Genomic DNA, 26,889 nt, shown 5'->3' with positions numbered 1-26,889 from the left:
GTTACCAGCGCCCAAGCCACGCAATACTGACCTTATCTTAATCGCCCATCATCGTAGGATTGCAAAGACTAAACGGTGGGATTTGTTGTCTCCGGGTTTGATCGTACCAACTGCGCCACACAGCCACCTTGCTCCCGATTCTCTAACGAAAACGACCAACCATAACTGTCACATAAACGGCGAACAATGAGCAGCCCGAGTCCATGTTCGGTATCCTGCTCGCTCAATTCGTGTAGCCCAATGCCACTATCACACACTTCAATTAAATCAGGCGCTATAGAAACGCGAACGTGTCCAGACTGTGTGAAGCGAATTGCGTTTTCAACTAAGTTCTTCAGCAAGATATTCGTCACTGTGTACGGCAGGTTCAACCGGGTACTATCGGCGATATCAAGAGTAAACGTCACGCCCTGTGCCAGTTTACTGATTGATTTATCTAACAGAATATTACCGGCTGAATAAGGATACGAGGAGCTTGTGTCGTGAGCATTTTCTTGCTTCACAATATTGAGCAACACTTCGACCGTATCTTGCATACCTGTTGCTGCATTAATAATTCGATTCCGCTGTTTAAGCTGAAAGTCTTGATCGTCCTTCATGCCTTGCAAGTTAGCCGCGCCCAATACAATAGCAATGGGCGTCTTTAACTCGTGACTCGCATAATTGGCAAACATACGCTCTTGTTTCATCAGACGATCTTTCATTTGGTTATAATCATTCAATCGCTCTGACAACAATTTAACTTCGTCAATCGCCCAATGTGGAACCGAAAAACTATGTGCGGTTTGATTCGCAAGCTGACTGCTAAGATTAGATATAGGTGACATGACCCCGTCAAACATACGTTGTAACGAAAACCGTAAAAAGGCGATCAACAATAACATCAGCGTCATTGCTGTGAGTAATAATGTATCCCAATTGTCATCACCAAAATCCAGATCTCTTGACCCTACACTCAAATATAAAGCGCGTTCTTCTCCCGAGTCGTCAACGAAATTTGTGTGGTATACCATAAAACCACCTTCAGAAAACGCACGAAAGCGAGTCACGACGTTTACGTCGTAAGGTAACTCCGATTTTAAGGCAGTAGGCAATGATTCAGCCGTATAAAAGGCCATAATGTTGGGGCTAATCTGAGCGGAATCCGTCTTATTCAGAGAGTAGTACTCAATGGCTACCTGCTTAAAACTTTTCAAGTGTTGCTGAATTTGTACATCCTCGTTGTAAACCAAATACAAAGAAAAAATCAAAAACACCAAAAATGAAGAAGAAAGAGCGATGACAGAAAAAGTCGTCAGCAACCTCGACTTAACATCTTTTATGGAATTGCTGCCGCGTTCTAGATAATGCCCTTTCAACCACATCATGATTTCACCAGCCTGAAACCATATTTTGGCACCGTCACTAACATTGAGTGCTCAAACGGTTTATCGAGCACGTTCCTTAGTAAATAAATATGGCTACGCAACACATCCTTATCGGGAATGTCTTCTCCCCATAGCAGATGAATCAACACATCTCGGGAGACGATTTCCCCCTGCGCCTTCACTAAGGTAAGTAGTATTTGATACAAGGCTGGAGCAACAACGATGGGGCAACCTGCTCGTTTAACTTGATGCGTTTTTTGATCAATAGAAAGTTCACCAAAGCTCAACAGCGTCTGCGCTACTTGTCCTCTGTAACGCTTGATCAAGGCTGTTAAGCGAGCTTCTAGTTCAGGAAACTGAAACGGTTTGCTAATAAAATCATCGACGCCACTTTCAAAACCGGTCAACAAGTCTTGCTGCCCGTTCAATGCAGTAAGCATGAGAATTGGCGTGGTACAACCGCTGTCTCTGAGTTCTTGCGCCATTTGCATGCCATTTTTCTTTGGCATCATCACATCCAAAATGATCACATCAAATTCATTCTCTAAGGCAAGTTGTAATCCTTGTTCGCCATTATCGGCGAAATCGACTTCGGCGCCTTTTACTTCCAAGAAATCCGCCAGTATGCCTTGCAGCTCTTCATTGTCTTCTACTACTAAAATCTGTCGGCCCGCTAGCATTCCAATCCCCTGTACTCGTTTCTATTGTATTGCCACTTTCCTTTCCATCTTACGAGTTTTCTGTCGAAAAAAAGTCGACGTCATATAAAACCTTAACGTATGTCTCGCCAATTCTGAAGCTCTGTCAATGAAGTACCTGTCGATAAAGTGCCTGTCGATCTAGTTTCGACAAAAACTCGACACGCCCTCGCTCAAACTAACAGCAACTTGAACACTTAGGAATTTCTCATGAACAAATCACTTCTGCTTTCTCTGGCATTGCTGCAAGTCGTTTCGACTCACGCCTATTCCGTCGACTTAATCGGTAAAACCACCAGCATCGACCCGATCAATGTCGTTTCTGAGGTTAGCGGAGTGCTGAAACAGGTTGGTTGGTACACAGGCGACAGCATCACAGCCGGAGCCCCATTGGCGTTAATTAACCCTATCGATTTTCAAATTGAAGTGCGTAAGCAACAAGCCAACGTTTCTTTGGTTAAAGCCGATCTTTCTATTAAACACTCTTTGTACAAACGCTATGTCGAGTTACGCAAAAAAAATAGCTTGTCGCAAAATGAACTCGACATCGCTAAAGCGGATTACGATGCCGCGAATGCTCAGTTATCGCTTGCCAAAATTGAGCTGGAAAAAGCGCAGTTAGATTTAGACAGCACATCCATCTTTTCAAGTATTGATGGCTATGTGGTGGCTAGGCCAGTAGAAGCTGGAGCTTGGGTTAACCAAGGGGATTTGCTTTACCAGCTTATCAATATCGACAAACTCAATGTGCGTTTACTGGCGAGTGAATTTGACCTAGCGTCTCTACAAATAGGTCAACCGATTCAAATATGGTCTGAATCCAACCCGGACAATAAAATCCTTACCAACATCAAGCGCATTGGCGTTGAACTCGACCCAAACACCTACGCCTACCCTGTCGAAGTCAGCATTGATAATGAGAATCACAGTTTTAAGTCAGGGATGTCTATTCACGCCACCACCACCTTTGAAACCAATAAGTAAGGGTTATCATGAAATCACTATTGGCCTACTTTGCCCAGCGTAGCTTTTTAGCGCGCATTATCACCTTAATGGTGTTGCTGATTGGCTTTGCCGCAATGAGCACCTTGAAAATGCAAGAACTGCCCGACGTGGCGTTCGCAGAAGTCGACATTACGACGCAATACCCGGGGGCATCGGCGCAAGATATTGAGCTTAATATCACCAATAAGATAGAAAAGGAACTTAAGTCCGTCGAGGGGATTAAAAAATACAATTCTACCTCCGCTGACGGCCGCTCTTCAATAAGCCTTGAGCTCAACGAAAGCTACGATACCGTAAAAGTCTTGGCTGACATTCAACAGGCCGTCGATCGCGTAAAAGGCCTACCCAAAGACATTAGCGACCCCCCTTTAGTTGCACAGCGCAGTACCTCCTCTTTTGAAGTGATGACCTTTGGTGTTGTGATGCCAGTAAGCGACGTTGACTTAACCGAAGCTGAAATGGCCAATAACAATAGCGCACTACAAAACTACGCAAGAGATCTTGAAAAAAGACTGCGTAGTGTCGCCGGTGTTGGCAACGTCACCATGACAGGCTTTACAGAGCGTGAGTATTGGATTGAAGTCGATCCGAGTAAAGTCTCTCGCTATCAACTGACTTTCTCCGATATTACCTCCGCGATTAACACTCGCAATTTGTCGTTATCAGGTGGTGTGGTTGAATCGTGGAACAGCGAACAACGCATCGTCACACTGACTCAAATCCATTCCGTGCAAGAGCTAGAGCAAACCATTGTTGATGTACTGCCTACCGGTGAAATCATTCGAATTGGCGACGTTGCCACGGTTTCGGATACCTTTGAAAAAGCCACCGAATTGGGCATGGTAAACGGGCAAAGTGGCATTGTTTTTTCCGTTGTAAAAAGCGCGAATGCCGACATCATCGCCACCATTGACCGAATAAAAGCCCTATTAGAGAACGAAGAAGCCCGTTTAAGTGGCGAGTTTGCATTCCCTATATCACTCAACCTTGCAGATGACATGAGCGACAAATTTTCCATCGTCACCACCAATGGCGGCGTGGGTCTAATATTGGTATTGATCGTTCTTAGCATGGTGTTAAAACGTCAGGTCGCTTTTTGGGTATCGGTCTCGATTCCATTTTGTGCGCTTGGGGTGATGGCCGTGTTGCCTATGATGGGGATGAACCTAGACAGCATCACCCTTGCGGCGCTCCTATTAGTAATAGGCATCATTGTGGATGACTCTGTCATTGTTGCCGAGAGCATCTACCAAGAAAAAGAAAAAGGCAAAAAGGCACTAGACGCTGCAACGTCAGGCGTGCAAAAGGTAATCATACCAATCATCGCCAGCCTAACTACAACAGCCTTAGTGTTCATCCCGATGTTTTTTATTCCGGGGTCAATGGGCAAAGCCGTGATGGTGATTCCGATAACCGTGATTGCAGCGCTGCTGTTTTCATTAGCCGAATGTACATTTACGCTACCCGCTCACCTTGCTAAGTCACTAGAAAAAGCGCCACTCAAAACGGACAAAAAAGATCGTTTCCAGTCGGTTACTCGCCGCTATCAAGCGTTATTAACGCAGTGCCTTAACTGGAAGAAAAGTGTACTTGCGTTATCTATTCTGGCCTTACTTGGTAGCGCCACGCTGTTAAGCACCATCAAGTTAGATTTATTTCCAAGTGAATCGGCAAAATACATAGAGGTATACACCGAGGTTGCGCCCGGCACACCACTAGAGCTCGTTCGTAACGCCCACGACGAGCTGGAAAAAGCGGTCGCTTCACTGAGCGAAAATGAACTGGCCGCCTTCCAAATGACCTATGGAAATCCAGCCAGTAATGGATTGATATCACTGACCAACTTTAAACAAAGAGAACGCACGGCCAATGACATTGCTCAAGATCTCAACGCTAAACTGGGTTCCACAGACGCTATTTCGTTTGTGAAATTCACCGTCGATGCAGGGGGGCCGCCCCCTGGTGAACCAGTCGAAATCAGGGTGATCAGCAACAACCATGCCGAGCGAAACGAAGCACTCGCGATGGTGACGGGCTGGATGGCGCAGCAGCCAAGCATAGATAAAGTAAAACATAACGAAGCACTTACCGACCCCCAATTGCAGATCTTGCCTCAGCACGAATGGTTAGCTCGTTATAACCTCACAGTGCAAGACTTGGCGGTCACACTTCGTATCGCGTTTGATGGTGAAAACGTCACATCAACATGGATTGGTGACCAAGAAGTCAACCTTCGTGTATTGCTAGACGAACAGCACCGTAGCCTAGAGAAACTACAGACCACCAAAATATCAACGCCAAGTGGAGCGCAAGTCCCACTGAGTCGTCTTGCAAAAGTACAAGAAGTGCAAGCGCCCCGAGAAATACTGCATTATGGCGGCGATCGTCAGGTTTTGGTTAGTGCTCAGATAGTTGATGATAATCTCAGCCCAGGTTTATTGAGCAGCCAACTAACCGACGCTCTGGCTAGCAAAGTCGGCAATACTGTTCGTTTAGAAATTGGTGGCGAGGCAGAAAATACCGACGAAACTATGTCTGGGTTCCTCGTCGCCTTTCCTGCCGCCATGGTTGGGATTTACTTTGTGCTCGCCATTATGTTTGGCTCGCTCCTGCAACCCTTGATGATCATGGCTGTCATTCCGTTTGCTGTCGTTGCGGCATTGATGGCGTTGTTTGTCCACATGCAGCCATTATCTTTATTTGCTCTGATTGGCGTATTAGGCATGACGGGGGTTGTGGTAAATAATTCTTTAGTGCTGATCAACCGCATGAACGAATTGCGTCAAGAGGGGTTAACAACACTAGACGCCGTTATTAACGCGTCGACAAGCCGCCTAAGGCCCATTTTGTTAACTTCTATTACTACCGTTGTGGGGCTGTTGCCATTGGCCTATGGCATTGGTGGCACAGACGTTTATATGGGGCCAATGTCCTTGACGCTGGGTTATGGCTTGCTGTTTTCATTGCCCGTCGTGTTACTTGTCATTCCTTGCTTATACGCAATAAGCTTTAATCGTAAAACAGAGATGAACCTAGCGGAATCAGCACCTGAGTAATCAAGACTAACGTCACCTTATAAAATTAAGCCTCTGAATAGCGATACGCAGAGGCTTTTATACGCTCCCTACTTCGCAAAAACTCTCTTCCGTTAAGAAAACCAACCGAGACATGCAATAGCTCACGTTTATTTATCAAAGTTTTAAATAAAATTTAACCATTACTAACAATTCCAACTGTAATACCCCTATTCTTTTCATATTCTCAAGGAGTTGAGTCATATTATGAATGTCGTTTTAATCTTATTTGCATCCTGTTTAGCCTTCTTCTCTGGGCCCGTTTTTGCCTCCGAGCCATCTTTAGATTTCACAACCTCACCGGTTGGATATTCTGCACTGATCATTTTTGCACTTGCCTATACATTGGTCATGGGTGAAGAATATCTCAAACTGAAAAAGTCTAAGCCCGTCCTGCTAGCGGCTGGATTCATCTGGATGATCATTGGCTTTGCTTATCAAGAAGCAGGGCAAATAGAAGTAGCCAAACATGCGATTGAGCACAACCTATTGGAATACGCTCAGCTGCTGTTGTTCCTACTTGTTGCGATGACCTACATCAACGCCATGGAAGAGAGAAGATTATTTGATGCCTTACAAGCTTGGATGGTCAACAAAGGGTTCGATTTACGTTCATTATTTTGGATTACCGGCATACTTTCATTTTTTATATCCCCTATCGCCGATAACCTAACCACCGCCCTTTTGATGTGTGCTGTTGTTATGAAAGTCGGCGGTGACAACGACCGCTTCATCAACTTAGCTTGTGTCAATATTGTTATCGCAGCTAATGCTGGCGGTGCATTTAGCCCATTTGGAGACATCACTACCTTAATGGTGTGGCAAACAGGCTTAGTGACCTTTAATCAATTCTTAAGTCTGTTTTTACCTTCGGTACTTAACTACCTAGTGCCAGCTTTGATCATGTCGTTTTTTATTCCCAAAGGACACCCATCCGCTTCAGGCGAAGTCATTGAATTAAAACGTGGCGCGAAGAGAATTGTCTTTTTGTTCCTACTCACTATCGGCACCGCTGTCGCATTCCATGGCGTACTGCACTTCCCGCCAGTAATAGGCATGATGATGGGATTGGCTTACTTGCAGTTCTTTAGTTACTTCTTACGTAAGACATTAGGAGGGTCGCTTGCTAAGAAACGAGCGCGGGCAGAAGCAATTCATGACGAAGCCGCATTAAAACGCCTTGGTTCGGTAGTCCCATTCGATGTATTTCAAAGGGTGTCTCGCGCCGAGTGGGACACATTACTGTTTTTCTATGGCGTTGTGATGTGTGTGGGCGGTTTAAGCCTAATTGGCTATTTGAGTGTTATTTCTGAGGTGATGTACACTCAATGGGACCCAATTTTAGCCAATACCGTTGTCGGGATCTTATCCGCCATCGTCGATAATATTCCCGTGATGTTTGCAGTATTAACCATGCAGCCAGAAATGGATTTAGGTAACTGGTTATTGGTCACTCTCACCGCAGGCGTTGGGGGCAGTTTATTATCCATTGGCTCCGCTGCGGGTGTCGCGTTAATGGGCGCGGCGCACGGTAAATACACTTTCTTTGGCCACCTAAAATGGACCCCGGTGATTGCCATCGGTTATTTCGTCAGTATTGGCGCCCACCTAATGATTAATGGCCACTTGTTTAGTTCCTAATAGGAGTGCTTGTTATCTCACAATGAAAAGAGCGGCCAGTCCGCTCTTTTTTTGTTTTTGGGTAAACCTTTACACTGATTTTATTACTTAAAATATAATAACTTAATGTCAGTTATCATCTATTAGTGTAACGCCGATTGCTATCATCGTATTTACGTAGTTTAATAGATTGAGTATTAGAATAAGGAACATTATGGCTACCATCAAAGATGTGGCTCGTGAAGCTGGGGTATCTGTTGCCACCGTGTCTCGCGTGATCAATAAATCTCCTAAAGCAAGTGTCAAATCCATCGAATCTGTTAGTCGAGCGATGAAACTGCTTGGTTACCGCCCTAACGCCAATGCACGTGCATTAGTCAGCCAAAGTACCAACACCGTGGGCGTTCTCGTCAGTGACGTTTCTGATCCCTTTTTCGGTACCATGGTAAAATCTGTTGATGAAGTTGCTCACTCACAAGGTAAGCACATTCTGATTGGTAACGGATACCACGATGAAAACGACGAGCGTAGCGCCATTGAGCTGCTGATCAACAGCCGTTGCGAAGCACTCATTATTCACTCCAAAGCATTATCAGATGAAGAACTCATCGCTTATGCCAATGAAGTTAAAGGGTTGGTCTTAGTTAATCGCCACATTCCTGAGCTTGCACACCGTTGTATTTCTCTGGATAACTACCGTGGTGCTTATCTAGCGACAGAGTACTTAATTCGTAACGGTCATCGCCAAATCGCGTGCATTGGCTCTTCTCACAAAATAGAAGATGCTGACGAACGTATTGCTGGTTATTTAGCCGCATTGAAAGATAACGATATTTCACTGTCTTCTAGCTATATAGAGTACGGAGAGCCAAACAGTGAAGGTGGCGAAGCAGCAATGACCAATTTATTGACGAAATCACTGCCGATTACCGGCATCGTGGCTTATAACGATAATATTGCAGCGGGGGCTCTTTCGATCATGGAAGAAAACGGCATTAAGGTACCTAGCCAAATGTCGATTATCGGGTTTGATGATGGTTTAATCGCTCGCTATGTTCATCCAAAACTCACCACCATACGTTACCCGATTAAAATGATGGCAGAAAAGGCAGCGAACCTTGCCCTTGCGTTAGCCCAAGGTAATCCACCAGAACCAGAACCGATGATTTTCTCTCCAACATTGGTAAGACGTGTCTCTGTAGACAAGTGCCCGACCTCCTAACCATCGCCGTCTCTAACGAGCAAAACACAGATAGAAAAATCGGAGCCTAGCGCTTAATGCCACTCGCTTAAGAGCGAGTGGCATGTTTATTGGGGTATCGGGCTGGCTTTTTTAAAACCGCTCTGGGGTATGGTTTCCTTTTCCGTTTCTTGGGGAGAATAAGCCGCTTCCCATTGTCCCTGAGAGCTTTTAAGTTTTTTGGTATCGCTCCTGGACTTCGAGTGTCGCTCGCCCAAATCATCTCATCCATAATCAAAAATAAGGCATTAATGAAGCTGATCCGTAGAGGCTCAACTTCATGTTGTTTAGCCATCTCAGCCATTTCCAGCCTCACGATGTTATAGCTGGTTAATATTCCCCATAGCTCCTGATATATCCCGACTTTTTTCTTACTTCGTAATGTTGGTTTGTTTTGTAACTGATACTGCTTTAGTTCGCCGTAACTGCGTTCGATTTCCCAACGCTCCCAATACACTTTAACTAAGTCATCAAACAGATAGCGCTCAGGGCATAAGCACGAAGTAATGAAGCCTTTGATTTCACCTTTAGGGGTTGGAATTAGAATAAGGCGTGCTTGCCATCTCTTGCCAAGATAGGGAGTCTGCTTTTGAGCTTGTGGTGAAACAGGCATCTCAATGAGATGATCATAATCAGTATAACTCTCGATTATGTCATAGCGCATTTTGGTTTTGATTGGTGTTAACCAGTGGCTGTTACTGCTAGCACCCTGCCAGCTGGTAAATAACTCCGCAGAAGTGAACCCTCTATCAAAAAGTGTTAATGAGTCATCTGGTGCTGACCCCACAAGTTGTTGGGCATATGATATTTCACTGTTTGTTACTGGTCCAAAAGCAGCATCGGACACAAGGTGGCTACGTGTAGACATTAATGTTACTGCCAACACGCTTGGAAATGATGCACCTTTTTGAGCAAACCCAAAATGCTGATTTTCTTCGGTATTGTGAGTTTTGAAATACGTTCCATCGACACTAAGAAGCTTTAAGCCACAAACTTCGTCAAAGTCTGATTGTTGCTCCCACTGTTGGGCTGTAGTTTTAAATAAGTAACGCATAGGTTTATCGCCGAGGCGTTCTTTCCCCTTGATAATACTGCTTGTTGCCATAGGTGTGAGTTCACCATCTACATCAGGGAATGCTAACTCCAACTTGTCGCAGACATCTTGAATGGAGCGATTACGTTGGAGCCCAATCCCTAATACTAACCAAACAGCTTGCTCTGCGGGGAGGCGTCGCTTTCTGAGCGATACTCGTCCAGTTTGTTGAACAGCTTCTTCAACCCATTCCCAAGGAATGTGTTTATTAAACACATCGATTGGACGTTCGTGGCAAAACTCTGCGGTAACCTGTAACTCTTTTGAAAACTCAGACATAAAAAATCGGCCGTAACTTACGTTACGACCGATTATGAGGCCTCTGGAGGATCGTTCAAGTAGCTAAACGATCGGCATTAAGCTATTGAGTTGCCCTTTTTACGCTCTATGACTCGATTATGATGTGATTTAAGGCGTTATTATGAGACCCTTTTTTTACACTGAATATTGTTAATAAAGCATTAAGTAATCGTACCGATTAGGAATCCACCCAAGTGTAAACGTTATCATAAATTAGACTGTGAACTGGCCCATCAACTGCTTGAGATCTTTCGCATGACCGCTTAAGTTATCGGTTCGCTGTGATGTCACCTCCGAACTATGTAAGACTTCCGCACCGGATTCTTTAATCGCCTCAAGGTTTTGACTGATTTGCTCCGCCACCACGGACTGCTCTTCACTCGCAGTCGCTATTTGAGTGTTCATTTTACTAATTTCGCTCACCACATCGGTAATATTGGCGAAGGCTTCTTTGGTCTTTACTGCATGACTAACACTTTCAGCGACACAATCCGTACTCTCTTGGATCGACTCGACCGCAGACGTTGCGTGCACTTGCAATTCACCAATTAACTTTTGGATTTCTTGGGTGGCATCTTGGGTTCGCCCCGCTAACGCTCTCACTTCATCAGCTACCACAGCAAAACCTCGCCCTTGCTCACCCGCCCTAGCCGATTCAATCGCCGCATTAAGCGCTAATAAATTAGTTTGCTCTGCAATGCTATTTATTACTTGTACAATCCCGCCAATTTCCGCCGTGCTTTCTTTTACTGTGTCCATTTTCTCTGAAGATGCGACCGATATTTTGGCCAGCTTGTCATTCGCCGTTTCCGTGGTGACGACCGTTAAATTTCCTTTTTGTAATTGATCATCCGCTTGATCTGTCGCAGTCGACGCGCCATTTGCGCTAGACGCGACGTCATTAACCGTCGCCGCCATTTCACTCATTGCCGTTGCGACTTGCTCGGTATTTTGTTGCTGGCTGTAAATTGCTTTACTGTTGGCTTCCGTTAATTGATTGACCTCTTCCACCAAGTCCGTGATCTGTTCTGCGCTCTGCGTTACATTTTGCATTGTTTTTCTTAAAGTCACGGTCATAGAACTCATGGAACTGAGCAACTGACCCACTTCATCTTTACTCGTGGATTTAATATCACGACTAAAATCTCCATTCGCCATATAGTCAGCCAAATTCGCCGCCTGTTTAAGCGGAACAGACAAACTTCGGCTCAGTAAGAATCCGAATCCTAAGCCCAACAAAGCTGAAATACTGGCAATGACCATCATTCCTTGTAAGGCCATCTCTTCTTCCTGTTGGGTGAATAAAATAGAATCTTCAGTCACTTTTTCTAACGCGAATAAAAATGAGGTCAATTCATGGTTCAACTCATCTTGCTCACCTTCTAACTGCTCGACTTCACTATTAATGGATGCCGTGTCACCAAGAGATATGGATTCTAAAACCTGAAACGTATGCTGCTCGTAATCTTTATGCTCTTGTATGAGGCGATCTAGGTCATTGAGCAACTTTTGCTCAACCGCTAAGATTTCTGGTGTTAATGCATGACTCATTGCCTTGATTAAAATATCTTTTGCTTGCTTAAATTCTTTTTCAACCTCGACACCCAATCGATGGTTTTGTTGTTCAAGCTTCTTGATTTCATCTTGGGAATGGTCGCCACTAATCTGGGCGTAACGTAACGCTTTTTCTAAAACCAATGCCGCTTCCAATTGCTTGATAGTAATATCACTGGTGATTTGTACCAACGGCATATTTTCTTTAGCAATACCCTCTATTTCATGACCCACAAGGCTCATTTTGGACACAGCGTACCCTGCCGTTATCGCTAATAGCGCCAGCATAATAGTGATCAGCACCAACACTTTTCGGCTAATCGCTAGATCTTTAAACCATTGCATCGCATTTTCCTTATCAACTGAGTCGCTCTTTATATTTCTCTTTTGATAAAGTGTAGGAGTCAAATCAGGTTTTACTAATAAACATGCATACATTTGCGGTAATAAAGAGCCCCACCTAGACGCTGTTGCTGCTATCTCTTTCGCTTTGCCCATAAAAAAACCGCCTTTCGGCGGTTTCAATCACGAAACTTTGCTAATGCTAGCTCACGATAGAATCATCATGGGAGCTGGCTTCAGGCTTTTGTTCGAACTCGCAATACAGCCTGAAGGTAAATACCGTCAGTACCGAAATCAAAACAGATTCAAACGCACCGGATAGAAAACGAGTTATTGGGTTCATCAACTGCGTAATTTCTAGTAGTTGATCAATAGCAATAATCGGTAATGCTTGCACAATCATCACAAGCAAATATCCACCTAAAATTGGCCACTGGTACTCTTTCGTTTTCTGCCAACTGGCCTGCAACGAATCCATAGCCGTTTTCCCTTCAAATAAACAGTAATACTCAGCGATGCACAAGCGTGACATGATGATTAGGCCTGGGATCACCAATAAAATGAAACCAAACATAATGCCTAACCCTGCGCACAAGTATATTGCCGCCAATCGTAAGTAAGCGGCCGCACCCAGTCGGTAGCAGTCAGAGACGGAAAGACGTTCGCCTGTTACTTGAGATTTCAACATCATGATTAAGGCGGCTTGGAAAATCGGCAGTAACAACAAAGGCCCCCAGATCAACAATGATTGTAGGGGGGAGGTGGAATCAAAGTCCACAAAGGCTGTGAATGTCTCGCCAATTGCAATGGATGGAATTAAGACTGAAAAAATGGCGGTAAGGTTCTGTCGGAAAAAGTACCACGACTCTCGACAAAGCTGCATCACGTTCATTTGTTATCCTTTATTCATTTCGGCGTTGCAAGTATCAGAACGCGCTTATTTGGAAAAGAAAACAAACATATAGTGATCAATATGAAATTTCAAATTAAACCGATGTTCAGGGCTTCAGTTACCCCGTTTATTTCGGCTATTCTCTGTTATAGGAAAAATATGACCATCCTTGGCCATCTTCACCAATGAACGCTTGCCGCTATACACTATTCGTAAGATCGCTTACGGTAAATAGCCGCTCGTTATACGAATTATTAGCCGTTATCTCTTTCTGAGTAGTGATAGTCGATATTCACAATCGCTCGGTAAGCAATAATGCCACGCTCAGGAGAGTACTCTTCTACTTTAACTTCCATTTCGTCAACGCCAACGCTGTTGTATACGATCTCGGTATTGACTAGGCCAAGTTTGAGCGCTTGCTCTTGAGAGTTCATCTTATTGACCGATTCAACTTGGGAATAACCAGCGCTGTAGGCTTGATCTTTCGTTTGATAGCCATCTGTTGCTATATCAGTGCTGCCATTCAAATTGTTCGTTGATGCGAAAGCCGTTGAGCTGATAAGTGCCGTTGCTGCAATAATAAGTAGTTTTTTCATAATAATCTCGCTTTTAGTTATGTGTTCCGACGAGGTTTATATTACCAATCGTTATGTAAAGTACTGTCACCCTTACGTAAAGCAATGCAAAGTTAACCCTAGCGCAATGTCAATTTACTCACATTGTACGGTAACGGTTAAAATCCTTTCATTTACTTAACTACTTTTGGATATATGAAATTAACCAACAATAAAAGTTGACCACCATCACACTTTTAGCGAGAATAGCGCTGAATTAATAATCAACTGTAAGTAAATTACGATGATCATAGAGAAACTTCGCGCTGCTGCTGGCTTTTTAGTCCTGCTTTCTATCATGTTTGGACTAACATTGACCAATGCTCTTTTCTGGGCTGGCGCTCTTTAGAACCTATTCGTTCTAGAAGACAAAAGATCGAAAAATAGCATAAAGCTACGGATTGCAAAAAGCCCCTTAACGTGAAAAACGTTAAGGGGCTTTTAAATATCAGCAGGTAGGCACTCTACACTGGATAAAACACCAATTTGTCGCCTTCTACCATGATGCAGTCCATGCCCGCAGCATGTGCCGCACTTTTCCCTAACGCGGTATCTTCAAACACAACGCATTGCTTGGCAGTGAGCCCAAGTTTTTCTGCCGCTAGTAAAAAGGTATCAGGTGCGGGTTTATGGTTTTCTACATCGCAGGCGGTCACAACGGCATCAAGCAGAGGCGTTAAATTTCGCCCTTCGAGTAAACGGGAGGCACTGCGGCTCATGCTGCCCGTACCAACGGCTATCTTCTTTTTGCCCTGGTATTGGTTCAAGATTTCATTTGTTGATGGGATCAACTCACCAAAATCTTCAATACCTGCAAAGATTGCCATTTTCTTTGCCGCGACGATTTTTGCATCGTGATTCAGACCATAACGTTTGTTCATCTCTAGCAAGATTTTGCCACTTGGCATCCCGCCCATGCTGTGGACCCACTCCCGATCAAACGGAATATCAAAGTGAGCCGCCGCTTGTGCCCATGCATCTAAGTGAGACGGCATCGTATCGATTAAGGTGCCATCCATATCAAAAATCAAACCTTGGTAACGAGATAAATCCAAACTGCTTCTCCTAAAATCGAGCCGACGGCCATTATGGTAGGTAACGCCGACCAGAGTGCCACAATTTTCCACTCTCGCCTATTCAAAGCCATGGGTTACTTTCTCAATTCAGTGTAATGAGGTAAGGTGTCGCCCAGAAAAACCTTATCGCAAATCATGAGTGGCTTAATGCTGAAAATTTCAAACAACGTAGAACTCGCCGACTGGGAAATCACCCTAACGGCAATTCGTGCTCAAGGTGCTGGCGGGCAAAACGTCAATAAAGTATCGAGCGCCATTCATCTACGCTTTGATATTGCCCATTCAACCCTGCCCGACTTCTATAAAGAACGCTTATTGGCACTAAAAGATTCGCGCGTAACAAAAGAAGGCGTGATCATCATTAAAGCTCAGCAATTTAGAACTCAGGAGCAAAACCGAGAAGATGCTCTTAACCGCTTACGAGAGCTGATCGTCGGTGCGACACAAGTGCAAAAAAAACGCCGAGACACCAAACCAAGCCGAAACTCGCAGCGTAAGCGCATGGATAAGAAAACTCAGCGCGGTCAAACTAAGCAGATGCGCGGAAAAGTACAGATGTAATCAGCTGCCAGAGTAAGATCTAAAAAAGGCGCACTAGGCGCCTTTTATTATCTTAATGATACAATGCATTACGCACCAATCACACCGCCATCTTCACGGGTGATCATCATTACCGAAGAGCGTGGAATTTTGTTTCCACCATCAGGGAAATGAGAAGGTGCCAGATCTTCACCCGGGTGTTGCACACCAATGAACATGGTTTTGTAATCCGCAGAGAACGTAAGCCCCGTAATCTCACAAGCAACTGGGCCTGTTAAGAAGCGGCGAATCTCGCCAGTTTGAGGGTCGCTGCATAACATTTGGTTGTTACCCATTCCTGCAAAGTCCCCTTTATTCGAGTATTTGCCGTCCGTTTGGATCCATAGGCGGCCTGCTCTATCAAATCCGATACCGTCTGGGCTGTTGAACATATTGTCTTTATTGATGTTGTCTGTTCCTGCCATCAACCCACTGTGCACTTCTGGGTTGCCAGCCATAACGTAGATGTCCCACTCAAATGTGGCCTTGTTATGATCGGCATTCGTCGGACGCCAGCGTACAATATGGCCATAAGGGTTTTTAACGCGAGGGTTGGTTGGATTAAGCGGTTGGGACTCTTTAACACCGCGATATTTGTTGTTAGTCAGGGTACAAAATACTGACTTATTGTCTGGATGTACCGCGACCCACTCCGGGCGATCCATCGTTGTAGCGCCAACTTGTGTCGCTGCTTGACGAGCAAAAATCATCACGGCCGCTTGGTCTTTAAAGCCGTTTTCAGGCGTTAAACCATTTTTGCCCCAAGACAATTCCAACCACTCACCAGTGCCACTGATTTCGCCCTCAGTACCCGTAAATTTCGCGACAAATAAAGTGCCGTCTTCGAGTAAATCTCGGTTAGAGTCTGCACCCGCAACGTATTTGTTCTTAGAGACAAACTTATAAAGGTGTTCACCACGTTCGTCATCACCAAGATACACAACCGCGTGACCATCGCCATTAATCAGTAATGCCGCATTCTCATGCTTGAAACGACCCAGCGCACTGCGTTTTTTCGGCTTAGATGTTGGGTTCATTGGGTCAATTTCAACGACCCAGCCAAAACGGTGTGGTTCATTTGGGTGCTTCGCCATATCAAAACGCTCATCATGCTTGAACCAATCGTATCCACGATCTTCCTGTTCTAACCCGTAACGTTGATATGTTTCACCTAATTCAGTGTTTTTAGAAGTCGCGAAATACCCATTGAAATTTTCTTCACACGTTAAGTATGTACCCCATGGTGTTAACCCATTTGCGCAGTTATTAAACGTGCCCAAAATCGCCTTGCCTGATGGATCTTCTGCGGTTTTTAACAAATCATGACCAGCAGCAGGCCCTGTCATTTCCATTTGACTGTAAGCCGTAATACGGCGGTTTAATCGACCGTCGATGTTCGTTTCCCACTTGCCGTTTTGTTTCTTCAATTCAATGATCGAAACACCATGCGCCGCTTGTGCTTTACGAACGTCGTCTGCATTGATCTTGTCGCCTTGGTGCGCATACAGATATTCGTTATTGGTGTATTCATTGTTTACCGCAAGCACCGCTCTATCATTCGATAAAGGGAAAAACGTCATGCCATCGTTGTTGTCGCCAAACTGTCGTTCTTGAGCGTATGAGTTATTGTTTTGGTTAAATTCAGGTGCGCTTTTTAATACAGCATCACCCCAAGAAATCAACACATCCGCTTGGTAGCCTTTTGGTACAGTCACCGTGTCAGCCGTCGAGATTGGAAGCGCTTCAAACCCCAATAGAGTAGAGTGACTCGCCATGCCTTTTGCCATCGCTTGGCTTAATGGGCTTGCCGCAAAAAAGCCAACCGTACCTGCTGCGCCACTGGCTTTTAGGAACTTACGACGAGACATGGCTGATTCTACAAAACGGTTAAATTCAGGTTCTTGATCGAGCGTGCGTTGATCTTCACTTTTGAATAGCTTCACAGTGCTTTCCTTTATCTGACTTTTTATGATGTTAGTTTATGAGTAACTACTTTTTATAAGCGAACACACTAGTTTAATAACATGTCAAACACGCTACAGTTTCACGACAGTTCCATTTCAAACACCTAACCAAACTTAAAAAATCTGATTTACGCATTAAAATTAGCAACTTAGTGTTAATTAAATATAAGAAAAACGAGAGTAAGTAGAAAACGTCAGTTAATTATCAGGATGATACTTTAATCACACATTGCTACGATGAATGTACTTACCACCTATACATTCATCATTACAAATGAGCTAGTATGCATACTACTAAATTCTCAGGCCATGACATCCAAACCAGAGGACAACATGTTAAAAGAATCTGACTTCATGATTACTCAGCATGAGTTTCACTTTAAGAAAGACGCGTACCCAATCTCAAAGATCAATAACATACGAGTAAAGAGCCTCTCGCTGCTAGACAACCTGTTCCAAATCGTATTTTGGTTAGTGGTATTTTCAGGGGCGCTCTGGTGGGCAAGCACCCTCTTTGATTCCTTCCCTTTTTGGTGGGAAGTCATACTTTATAGTTTTACCAGTTTAGGCTTTATTTTTGCTCTTTTAAGATGCGCTCGCTTCGCATTGCAAATTGAATTTAGGCACATTGATGAAACAGGCATACAGTGGATAAATGTCACTAAATCCTACTCCAAAAAAGACGCAGCGCTATTCAGAAAACAAGTTGAACAGTTAAAACAAAAATTAGCTTAACACGCTCATTTTCATAAAAAGAGAAATCGCAATGCAAGAACTCATTGATCAATATACGGGTGTTGATGAAGACAACCGCCTAACTCGACAACGTATTACTCAAATAGAATTTGATACCACCATGCACGTATTGGCCGAGTATCTACACCCACACGCCAACGTACTAGAACAAGGCGCAGCTACAGGCCGATACTCTCTGAATTTTGCCAAAATGGGCTGCACCACAACCGCCGTTGAATTAGCCCCCGAGCAAGTAGATATTTTAAAACAAAAAGCCAATCAGCAAGCCCTAACACTTTCGATTCACCAAGGCGATGCCTGTTCCGTTCCCTTCGTTGAAAGTGATTCACAGGACGTTTGTGTTATTTTGGGGCCGCTTTATCACCTACAAACACAAGAGCAACGTGATCAAGCGCTTACAGAAGCTTATCGAGTCTTAAAACCTAACGGTATTTTAGCGATTGCCTATATCTCTCGGTATTTTGTTGCCGGGATGTTTGCTCAGCAAGAACCTGAACTGATTACACCAGAAGTGCTTAGCACACTACTTGAATCTGGTTTGGTTCCAAGTCAATTGGCCGACAGCTTTTTTAACGTTGGCTATTTTGCAACTCCGTCTGAAATTGAACAGCTGGTCGAAGCACATAAATTTACCACTCTTCGCCATGTCTCCACGGACGGCTTTGGACGTTACCTCTCGTCAGGAATCAACAATTTTACTGAAGAGCAATATCAAACATGGCTTCAATATCATTTAAAAACCTGCGACGAGCCCTCTCTTTTAGGGTCAAGTAACCACGGTTTGGTAATAGCGAAAAAAACAGCGTAACTCGGTTCATGGTATTCGACGAAACACTCGATACCGTGTATCTTCTCGCTACATTAAACAGCAAGGTAATAAAGCATGAGTGGAACCAACAGAGCTGATATTCACCCTGGGCTAGAAGTGCAAATCGTACTTAAAAAAGACCAACGCACAGGAACGCTGACTTCTGGTATCGTCAAAGATCTTTTAACCAAGTCCCCGACTCACCCTCATGGCATCAAAGTTCGCCTTGAGAGCGGTGATGTAGGCCGGGTTAAGGTCATTAAGTAGCGTAGAAAGGCAATGAATCTCGCGCCGTTTCATTGCCTGCTTACGTCTGAAATAACGAACAAAAATGAACTTTACAGACAACTCTCCCCCGCCCTTTTATTCACATGAATGACACCTGCGAACGTCAATAAACAGCGTCTATCTTTAGCCTTTAGTAAATTATGACTTGCTAACGTGTTATTTGACCTTCTGAGCATTTTTTATAAATTCCATTTTTGAGCCATATATAGAAGCAAAACTAAGTGCTACCATCGATAGGGTAGAGCAATAACTCTATGCTAATTGATAACAACGTTAAGGGTGAAAATATGAAAAAAATAATACCCATGGTTTTGATGCTAAATTTTGCGCTAATTGGCTGCCAATCTGAAACCGATACCAACACCAGCGGCTTCTCCGCCATGAAAGCAGAAGCCATCACACAGGCAAAACGCGATCTCGCGAAGCAACTGAGTGAAAGCTACAGCAACATTGAAGGCACACTAAAAACATCTATTTCTGAACAACAACTCAATGTTCCTTTGTCTACTTTGCTAGTATCGGAGCCAAACTCTGAGTTCAGTCAGACAATGGCAATGGCAGATACCGAAATTCGAAGTATCAAAGGCATTGAACAGTTCGCCGATGAGCTATTAGAGTTAAGGCTTGCCGATGGTTCAATGGTTAAAGACTGGAAAGACGGTCAAAGCCCACTGTTTGCATTTGAGCCAAAAGGCGATGATGAATCTTGGTTATATATAGAAGCGTACGACGTGTACGGACAACTGCATCAATTAAGCGTTGATGAAATGCCAGATGTGCCAGTACTGGTGGTAGACAGCAACAGCGAAAAAGAACTAAAAGCGGGCCTTAAAGCAATGCGTGCACAAATGGTGAGCTTAGGCCAAGATACCCTGCTTGAATCTCCGTCTGATGGGCAAGTCGCGGCTATGAATAGCGCTTTTTCTACCATGTCGGCACCCGCAGCCCCACTTTCTACGACCGCGTTAAAGAAAATTAGACTGGCCGACGACCAAGAACCTTGGATCTCTGGTAAAGCAGAAGTCTATGCGATTGTCACCGGTGTTAACCCAAGCCGTGACAAGCCGACCATCGATCTCGTCGAGATGCCATACCTTGATTATGATAAGAAAGATTACTACCCGAACCAAATCATGATCCACTGGGCACGTTATCGCTGGGGCGCCGCAGATATTATTCTAATGGAGCAAGACGATGGTACCGACTATAAAGAACTGGCTTCTTTATTGGTTCAGGTAGCGGAAGAAGTGCTAAAAGCGATCCCCGATCCAGAAGTGCAAGCTTATGCTGTGATCCCACAGATCACTAATAAGCTGATACAAGCTATCCCTGATGGCGTATTGGTTAACGATGATGACCATGTTGATGTGTTCTACACTTTGCAACAAGACACACCCTACATCGATCACCCAGGAGCAGGCGGCAACGCCGTCGCTACATTTGAGCCGATGACGATAAATCCAACCAGGCCATAGACCCAGCCAGAACATAGTCGTGTTAATAACATGACCTAGATGACAAAAGTGCGCCAATGCAGATTGGCGCACTTTTTTGTTGATGAGAAAGCCCAATCTACACTTTCTCGACTATTCTAAACCTTTCGCTTCACGTTGCTTTTCAAGCCAAAACAACGAAAACGCTAGGCATGAATGATAATGTCTTCATCTTCTGAGGTAACAAGGATTGCTTAATTGGATACATTACCGTCAAAAAACTGAACGTTGACCACTACACATCGAAGGCTTTGTTCATCATTTCGATGATGAGAGGTTCCATCGACATGAACAAGTGGCACTTTTTAAAGCTAGCTTTATTGTGGTTCAGTGTAGAAGCGACTTTTGTTTGCGCCTCTCCAATCACTAACAAATGATATATAGATAGTTGTATCAACCTCTAGTGACAATATTTATTCACCTACTAATTCTATAATAACTTACAACCCAGTAACAAAGCCGCTATTTAGAGCGTCATTCTTCTTTTATCTAAACGTTGCAATACCTGCTTAAAGTCTATTTTGTGTTTACTAACTAATTTGGCTAATTCTTCCCCGTGAATAACCTCTACATTTGAAAGTTTTGCCATCTCTCTCGTTCTTTTCGACAACACTTTTGCATTAGTCATAAACAACAAGCTATTCACCTTTTTATTCATCACTTTTTCGTAAGGAGTTTTTGCTCCAGCGACTTCTTGAATAGCTGCATAACCATCGTAACTGCCTTTAGTGTGTTTAGCTTGAATCAAGATCAGTTGATTGCCCGAATCAATAATACCATCAGCGCCTTTATCTGCTCCGTTTGCAGTTAGCCAAGCGCTTTCAGCATTATACTCTTTGGCTATTACTTCTACGGTTAGTGCCTCAAACTGTTGCCAGCTTAACTTCTCTATTTCTTTTAGAGTGATTATTTTATCTGATGCCAAAAGGCTGCTTTTTCCTATACCACTTGGCATAGGCAGTACATCTTCAGGCGTGACGACAGCATCTTTCAACTGCGTTTTTTTGCTGAGTAAACGATGCAAGTTAACATCAAAAGATTCCATGTTGGGGTGCAGGGCCATAGGAATATAGATGTTTACATCTTTTGTTTGTCCTATACGAAATACCCGATCTGTTGCTTGCGCTTCTTTGGCTGGATTCCAATGACGTTCGAAGTGCACAACATTGTTAGCACCAACCACAGTTAAACCAACGCCAGCAGCAACAGGAGACATGATAATAATGTTGAACCCATCTTTCGCTTCAAAGTCTGAAATCATACTTTTTCGTGTTGGTGTTGCTTTGTTTTTGGCAACCGCTTTAGCATCTCCATTAATCACTGACAACGGACCCAGTTGATACTTCAACCCCAGAGCTAAACTCAAGAATGTTTGCAACCGCTTATTAACAGCAAAAATTATGCACTTCTCTTGACGTAACTTAATGCTATCTAATAATTCTAATAGACTTTTAAATTTATCAGACTCATTGAATATATTCTCCAACTCTTTTTTCGACTTCGGTGCATCCAATCGACCACCATCAGCTAGCCTTGGGTGTAAAGAGCCATTTCTTAATCGTTGTAATGTGCCTAATACATGGTTTTCTTCGGACTCTTCTAATTGCTCAATCACACCATCGTAAACTTTTAATTGATAACCAGCCATAGTCTTACCAAGCTCTGGTAGATATTTCCATTGCTCATCTTGAACGCCAACATACATTCTTTTCTCAGGTAGTCCTTCTAAGTTGTCCTCTTTAATTCTACGCAACATTAACGCTCCAACTTTAATGCGTAATTCTCGCCCTACTCTACCTCTTATCTCTTCAACTTCATCACCAGCAGCTTGTATGATTGGCGTAATGTAATTTGACCTGAAGTCCTGATATGCACCCAAGTAGCCTGGACATGCAGTATCCATTAAACACCAAAAATCAGCTAAGCTATTTTCAACGGGCGTACCTGTAGCAACCAATTTAAACTGGGATTTTAACCCTTTAGCAGCCCTTGTTTGCAGTGCATTAGGATTTTTAGTATTTTGTGCTTCATCAAAGATAACCACTCCCCAATCTATTAAACATAATGAGAATTGGTAGTCTCTTAGGGTTTGGTAAGTTGTAATTACCAAACGTCCTGGCATATCCAAGCGATCTGCACTACCTTTACCAACATTTAATGAGTATCGAGGTTCAAACTCACCATCGTCTACGGAGTTTGCTTTAATTTCTACCCCACCATTTTTAAAACGTTTTAATTCACCGTCAGATTGCAAAATAACGATGTCATGGAATGGTGACTTGTCGAAGGTTTTCGCGACTTCATCTTTCCAATTCTCTAATAAGCTTAATGGAGCCACGATAAGAGTGGGCTTTTGCGTCTCTTGAGACTGTACAACTTCTCGATAGTGGTGCTCTACAGCAGACAGCGCCATAAATGTTTTGCCAAGCCCCATGTCATCAGCTAAGAGCGCGCCATTGATTTTTTCATCTTGATAGCTTTGGTCTAACAAGCCTAAAATCCATCGCACACCAACATCTTGGTGTTTAAATGGTGTTCTAATATGGTTGCTCCAGTCTAGCTCTCCACTACGGCTTACTTCATGAATTTTAGATTCTATCAATGGTGAACTTTCTGATAAATCTTCATCATTTAAGTCAATATCTACAACGATGGTCTCGTCTGATTCTAAGTCAACCTTACCAGCGGTTTTATCTTTAAGCTCTTCCGGTAATTCATCAGGAGATCCATTTTGCGAGATATTACTCTTAATTTTATCGATGGTGTTACTGACTACTTCACTATCATTAATATCGTAGTTTTTACCTTCAAAAGTTATCTCAGAAGCACCTATTTGTTTAGCATCTGATATGATCTTTTCTAACTGTATTAATGTTTCTGTATCTTTTACATCGGCAACAACTTTAGAAATCGGATTAACTTGTTCGGCTGTAAAATCCTTGCCAAACCAATCTACACCTGAATCGTCTGTTTCACCAAAATACGCGTGTTTGAATGCCGTTGCCCCACGCACCCTTAATGAGAAACCAAGGTCTAAGTCAACTAAAGAAGCATCAATAAAAGCGGTTGGGTTTTCTAAAAACTCTTTTACTTTGGTTTTCGGTACAACACGATTGTTCAGCACCTCTTTAACTGCTTTTACTTTCTCCTCGGTAAATAGAATGATCTCTTTACCTATTTTTAATGTATTAGCATTAGGTGCCATCATTTGCCCTAGTACACGCTGAATATCATCATGACTTGCTTCTTGGCCCATATGTGGCGTTAAAATCAAGTTTCCACTTGCATCTAAGCCTGCTTCTACAGAGATCTTTTCAGGACTGTGTATTTTTAATTTGTCAAAGTGGCTTAGTTTTATTGAAGCACCATTTTGTTGTGCTAATTGTAGGTTGTGTAGATACGTTAAATTATCAAACTCTTGTTTTTTTGATTCATTATGTTTTTGCTGTGCAGTAAATACCAGCCACTGCGGTTGAGACATCAAATAGCTAGTTGTGTCACCAAAACGTAGTACTGCTCCTTCTACATTGTAGCTATACGTATCACGTCCACTTTGTCCGGTAACAGCTAACTCAACAGCAAAGCTTGAACGGCCGGTTGTACCTTTAATATCAGCAGTGATCTGCCCTTGCCATCGTTCAGGTAGCTCGAGTGATTCTCTTAGGTTTTCACCTAATCGCGCAAGCACTTCCGCAGAAACGATAAAACCATTAGGTATACTCTCGGCCTCTCCCTGTTCTTCTAGCATTTTTAGCGTGACATACTGGTGTGTTAGCCATTCACTTGCCGTACCAGATAAAATGTTTTCAAACTGTTTTTTGTCAACTGAAAAAAAACCACCTTCGTTCGCATCTGGTATAAATTTAAATGACACAGAACGATCTGTGTCTTTAAAAAATTGACTGATAAAGTTCGTAAAACCCATTAATCCACTCCAAACATTCTGACGTAACGACTATAATCTTTATTTATTAGTACATCTTTCATGTTTACATCAACATCAAGATAATTCAGTTCATCAATAGCTTTACGTTGCCAACTAAAATTCGCAGGGGAATGAGTAATTTTTGCTGTTGCTCCATGACCCATTAGTTGCATTTTGCGATTTAAGCCCGCTGTTAAGCCACTATATGTTTCTAGGTTCTTATTGTAGTCGTATACAGTTGCAGATGGGTCTAATGAATCATATACCCACAAGTAACAACTATGACTTCCTTCTACTAGGTGCGCAGAACCTAAATCAACATAGATGATTGATTTATCATTGTCCTTTATGATCGAAAAATTAGGTAAATGCTCTGCTTTATAATTTCTTTTTAAGTACTCTGACATCTGCCGACTCATATACAAGCGAGTATTACTAATCAATTTTTTATCGTATAAACCTTCTAAAAAACGTTTTCTTGACGGGTACATACGCTTCATTTCAGGGTCAAACGATGAATTTGAGAAATCTTCCAGTGCTTCAAGAAATAACTTTAAATCGAGCCGTGATAACCAGCCTCTCACTCTAGCTATATGGGAGCTGGCTATTCTACTCCACCACTTTATATATCTGTGATGGGTTGTTGGTATACGAGGGTCACCGGCAATAGCCATAATAACATTTAGCCAAGATTCATGGATATTGTCCGTAGGAGATCTCTCAATCAATATATTGAGAATTTGATGACCAAGTAAATCGGTGTCATTGAACCGAGCATTGAACACTTCCGGCTTTTGCACTTCAATTAATAAATCATTTGGCTCGTTCAAGGGGATCGTCTTTAGCTGCTCAACATAATATGTTCGTTGCGCCAACTCCATAAACTGCCCAGATTTGAATTTGTCTAGATTTAAATGACTCACCAGTTGGTCAAAGTCTAGTCCTCTTTTTATAGCTGATTCTGCTAACCATTTAGGACCAGACGGTGAGATTAGATCTCTATCGCTTGCGCTATTTAAATCTCGAAATTCTCTTGCATCGACTAACCAATTGGAAACTAATTCCAGATCATAAATACTATTGAATTCATTCAAATAGTATTGAAATAGTGATTCAATAAACAAATTTCCGGGCTTATTGTGGGTTATTTGATCAATTCTTTCTAATAAAGCTGGCGTTACTTTTATAGCACTTTTCATTGGACTTGAAAGTGCAAAGCTAAGTGCACGAATTTCTAGCTTACTCTTAATAACATCAAGCAGTGATTGTTTGACCTTTAATGTGGTAATAACTTGCTTCCAGGCTGTTTTATACTTTTCATTGTCTGTTCCCGCTTCAGTGGACAAACGGTTTAAGTCAGCCGTTATTTTCCCTAAGTTATTGATACTATTCCCAAATGGCCTCTCTGGAATATTAACAGCTAAGCGATTTAATTTTATTTTAATAAAATCCTGCATCATTTATTATCCGTGGAAGACTTTATCTGCTCTAAGTCTTCAATCGATGGCATCTTAACGGTAAACCTAATATCTATACGCCTATTTCTAGCTCGTTGGGTTGCAGTTTCTTCTATTGCTTCCACGCGACGTGTTGCAGCATAACCACTCACAGAAAATAAGTTCTGCTGCGTATGGTTTTTTAAGTCATTTAGTGACGGCATTAGGCTAAGTTCATTACTCCATAACTTCCACACAGTGATCGCTCTATCAGCACTCAACCCCCAATTCCCCTTAGTTCTATATTTGCCAAATGCAATAGGTACGCTGTCAGTGTGACCTTCAATAAAAACAGTATCGAGATACTTAAAACGCTCATTTTTAGTAATGGCTGAGTGTAAGACTTCACCTATACTTTTTACAGAACTCAGCATACTATCTGGTATCGTATCTTGACCGGATCGGAAACTCAGTGTCGATTCTGGTATACGAATAACGGTATCATTATCGGCAATTTCAACTTTAATGTTAATTTTCGCCAGTTCAGACTTCACCTCTTGCAGAATTTCTTGCCTTGCTTGCTCAGCTTGTTTTAATTGATCAATACCCGCATCAATATTTTCTGTTCTTTGTGTTAGCTCGATAATTAGTGCTAGCGTTGCCAAAATAAATATCACTAGAATGGCAGACATTAAATCAGAAAAAGAGATCCAGTATGGATTTTCTTCATCAACAGAGGGGTGAGCATGACGAGAAAAGCGCATG

20 protein-coding genes are annotated in these 26,889 nt (G+C 42.9%); 9 read left to right on the top strand and 11 right to left on the bottom strand.

Annotation, left to right across the window (positions count from 1 at the left end; translation table 11 throughout):
• Window positions 1-68: 68 nt before the first annotated feature.
• A complete protein-coding gene (locus tag VTAP4600_RS21435; protein WP_102524784.1) occupies window positions 69-1,367 on the bottom strand; it encodes a sensor histidine kinase in 1,299 nt (432 codons plus the stop codon).
• A complete protein-coding gene (locus tag VTAP4600_RS21430; protein ID WP_102524783.1) occupies window positions 1,364-2,047 on the bottom strand; it encodes a response regulator transcription factor in 684 nt (227 codons plus the stop codon). Before VTAP4600_RS21430 ends, VTAP4600_RS21435 begins: the two co-directional genes overlap by 4 nt.
• 228 nt (window positions 2,048-2,275) lie before the next feature.
• Here VTAP4600_RS21430 and VTAP4600_RS21425 point away from each other — a divergent pair, with 228 nt between their 5' ends.
• The 4 genes from VTAP4600_RS21425 to VTAP4600_RS21410 all read left to right on the top strand — a co-directional run bounded on the left by VTAP4600_RS21425 (window position 2,276) and on the right by VTAP4600_RS21410 (window position 8,986).
• Window positions 2,276-3,049 (top strand): efflux RND transporter periplasmic adaptor subunit, encoded by a 774-nt coding sequence (locus VTAP4600_RS21425; protein ID WP_102524782.1) that lies wholly within the window; start codon window positions 2,276-2,278, stop codon window positions 3,047-3,049.
• An 8-nt stretch (window positions 3,050-3,057) separates the two neighbouring features.
• Window positions 3,058-6,126 carry an efflux RND transporter permease subunit gene (locus VTAP4600_RS21420; protein WP_102524781.1) on the top strand — a complete coding sequence of 1,023 codons (3,069 nt, stop codon included), beginning with the start codon at window positions 3,058-3,060 and terminating at the stop codon, window positions 6,124-6,126.
• A 225-nt stretch (window positions 6,127-6,351) separates the two neighbouring features.
• Entirely contained in the window at window positions 6,352-7,785 is a 1,434-nt protein-coding gene (nhaD, locus tag VTAP4600_RS21415) for a sodium:proton antiporter NhaD (RefSeq protein WP_102524780.1), read from the top strand.
• A gap of 193 nt (window positions 7,786-7,978) precedes the next feature.
• Complete coding sequence (locus tag VTAP4600_RS21410; RefSeq protein ID WP_102524779.1) at window positions 7,979-8,986, top strand: substrate-binding domain-containing protein; 1,008 nt, start codon at window positions 7,979-7,981, stop codon at window positions 8,984-8,986.
• A 67-nt stretch (window positions 8,987-9,053) separates the two neighbouring features.
• Here VTAP4600_RS21410 and VTAP4600_RS21405 read toward each other — a convergent pair whose 3' ends face one another.
• From VTAP4600_RS21405 to VTAP4600_RS21385, 5 genes are all read right to left on the bottom strand, one after another.
• Window positions 9,054-10,376 (bottom strand): IS4 family transposase, encoded by a 1,323-nt coding sequence (locus tag VTAP4600_RS21405; protein ID WP_012397019.1) that lies wholly within the window; start codon window positions 10,374-10,376, stop codon window positions 9,054-9,056.
• 234 nt (window positions 10,377-10,610) lie between these two features.
• Entirely contained in the window at window positions 10,611-12,296 is a 1,686-nt protein-coding gene (locus VTAP4600_RS21400; RefSeq protein WP_172443200.1) for a methyl-accepting chemotaxis protein, read from the bottom strand.
• A gap of 199 nt (window positions 12,297-12,495) precedes the next feature.
• Window positions 12,496-13,185, bottom strand: a complete 690-nt coding sequence (locus tag VTAP4600_RS21395; RefSeq protein ID WP_102524777.1) for a hypothetical protein — start codon at window positions 13,183-13,185, stop codon at window positions 12,496-12,498.
• A 254-nt stretch (window positions 13,186-13,439) separates the two neighbouring features.
• On the bottom strand, window positions 13,440-13,781 hold the full coding sequence (locus tag VTAP4600_RS21390) for a DUF3316 domain-containing protein (RefSeq protein ID WP_102524776.1): 342 nt from the start codon (window positions 13,779-13,781) through the stop codon (window positions 13,440-13,442).
• 482 nt (window positions 13,782-14,263) lie between these two features.
• Window positions 14,264-14,854, bottom strand: coding sequence for a beta-phosphoglucomutase family hydrolase (locus VTAP4600_RS21385; protein WP_269459950.1), 591 nt, complete (start codon window positions 14,852-14,854; stop codon window positions 14,264-14,266).
• Between the two features lie 168 nt (window positions 14,855-15,022).
• On the opposite strand from VTAP4600_RS21385, the gene arfB reads away from it, so the two are divergent.
• Entirely contained in the window at window positions 15,023-15,436 is a 414-nt protein-coding gene (gene arfB, locus VTAP4600_RS21380) for an alternative ribosome rescue aminoacyl-tRNA hydrolase ArfB (protein WP_102525483.1), read from the top strand.
• A 68-nt stretch (window positions 15,437-15,504) separates the two neighbouring features.
• On the opposite strand, the gene VTAP4600_RS21375 is transcribed toward arfB, so the two are convergent.
• Window positions 15,505-17,322, bottom strand: coding sequence for a PhoX family protein (locus VTAP4600_RS21375; protein WP_197708695.1), 1,818 nt, complete (start codon window positions 17,320-17,322; stop codon window positions 15,505-15,507).
• Between the two features lie 429 nt (window positions 17,323-17,751).
• On the opposite strand from VTAP4600_RS21375, the gene VTAP4600_RS21370 reads away from it, so the two are divergent.
• The 4 genes from VTAP4600_RS21370 (at window position 17,752) to VTAP4600_RS21355 (ending at window position 20,745) form a co-directional block, all read left to right on the top strand.
• Window positions 17,752-18,153, top strand: coding sequence for a hypothetical protein (locus tag VTAP4600_RS21370; protein WP_102525482.1), 402 nt, complete (start codon window positions 17,752-17,754; stop codon window positions 18,151-18,153).
• A gap of 31 nt (window positions 18,154-18,184) precedes the next feature.
• Window positions 18,185-18,982: a class I SAM-dependent methyltransferase gene (locus VTAP4600_RS21365; RefSeq protein WP_102524774.1), complete on the top strand. Its 798-nt coding sequence runs from the start codon at window positions 18,185-18,187 to the stop codon at window positions 18,980-18,982.
• A 75-nt stretch (window positions 18,983-19,057) separates the two neighbouring features.
• Complete coding sequence (locus VTAP4600_RS21360; RefSeq protein WP_102524773.1) at window positions 19,058-19,249, top strand: YwbE family protein; 192 nt, start codon at window positions 19,058-19,060, stop codon at window positions 19,247-19,249.
• A 308-nt stretch (window positions 19,250-19,557) separates the two neighbouring features.
• Window positions 19,558-20,745: a DUF3103 domain-containing protein gene (locus VTAP4600_RS21355; RefSeq protein WP_102525481.1), complete on the top strand. Its 1,188-nt coding sequence runs from the start codon at window positions 19,558-19,560 to the stop codon at window positions 20,743-20,745.
• Between the two features lie 484 nt (window positions 20,746-21,229).
• On the opposite strand, the gene VTAP4600_RS21350 is transcribed toward VTAP4600_RS21355, so the two are convergent.
• Genes VTAP4600_RS21350 through VTAP4600_RS21340 form a run of 3 tightly spaced genes read right to left on the bottom strand, consistent with a single transcriptional unit; the run spans window position 21,230 to window position 26,888 of the window.
• Window positions 21,230-24,688 (bottom strand): SNF2-related protein, encoded by a 3,459-nt coding sequence (locus VTAP4600_RS21350; protein ID WP_102524772.1) that lies wholly within the window; start codon window positions 24,686-24,688, stop codon window positions 21,230-21,232.
• Window positions 24,688-26,148, bottom strand: coding sequence for an EH signature domain-containing protein (locus VTAP4600_RS21345; RefSeq protein WP_231897926.1), 1,461 nt, complete (start codon window positions 26,146-26,148; stop codon window positions 24,688-24,690). The genes VTAP4600_RS21350 and VTAP4600_RS21345 overlap by 1 nt, the downstream gene beginning before the upstream one ends.
• Window positions 26,145-26,888: an OmpA/MotB family protein gene (locus VTAP4600_RS21340; protein WP_102524771.1), complete on the bottom strand. Its 744-nt coding sequence runs from the start codon at window positions 26,886-26,888 to the stop codon at window positions 26,145-26,147. Before VTAP4600_RS21340 ends, VTAP4600_RS21345 begins: the two co-directional genes overlap by 4 nt.
• Between the last annotated feature and the right edge of the window lies 1 nt (window position 26,889).

The sequence above is a fragment of the Vibrio tapetis subsp. tapetis genome, assembly GCF_900233005.1.
Classification (GTDB): Bacteria; Pseudomonadota; Gammaproteobacteria; order Enterobacterales; family Vibrionaceae; genus Vibrio; species Vibrio tapetis.
The sequence above is the reverse complement of the archived record's forward strand: the minus strand, read 5'-3'. Positions and strand labels throughout refer to the sequence as shown.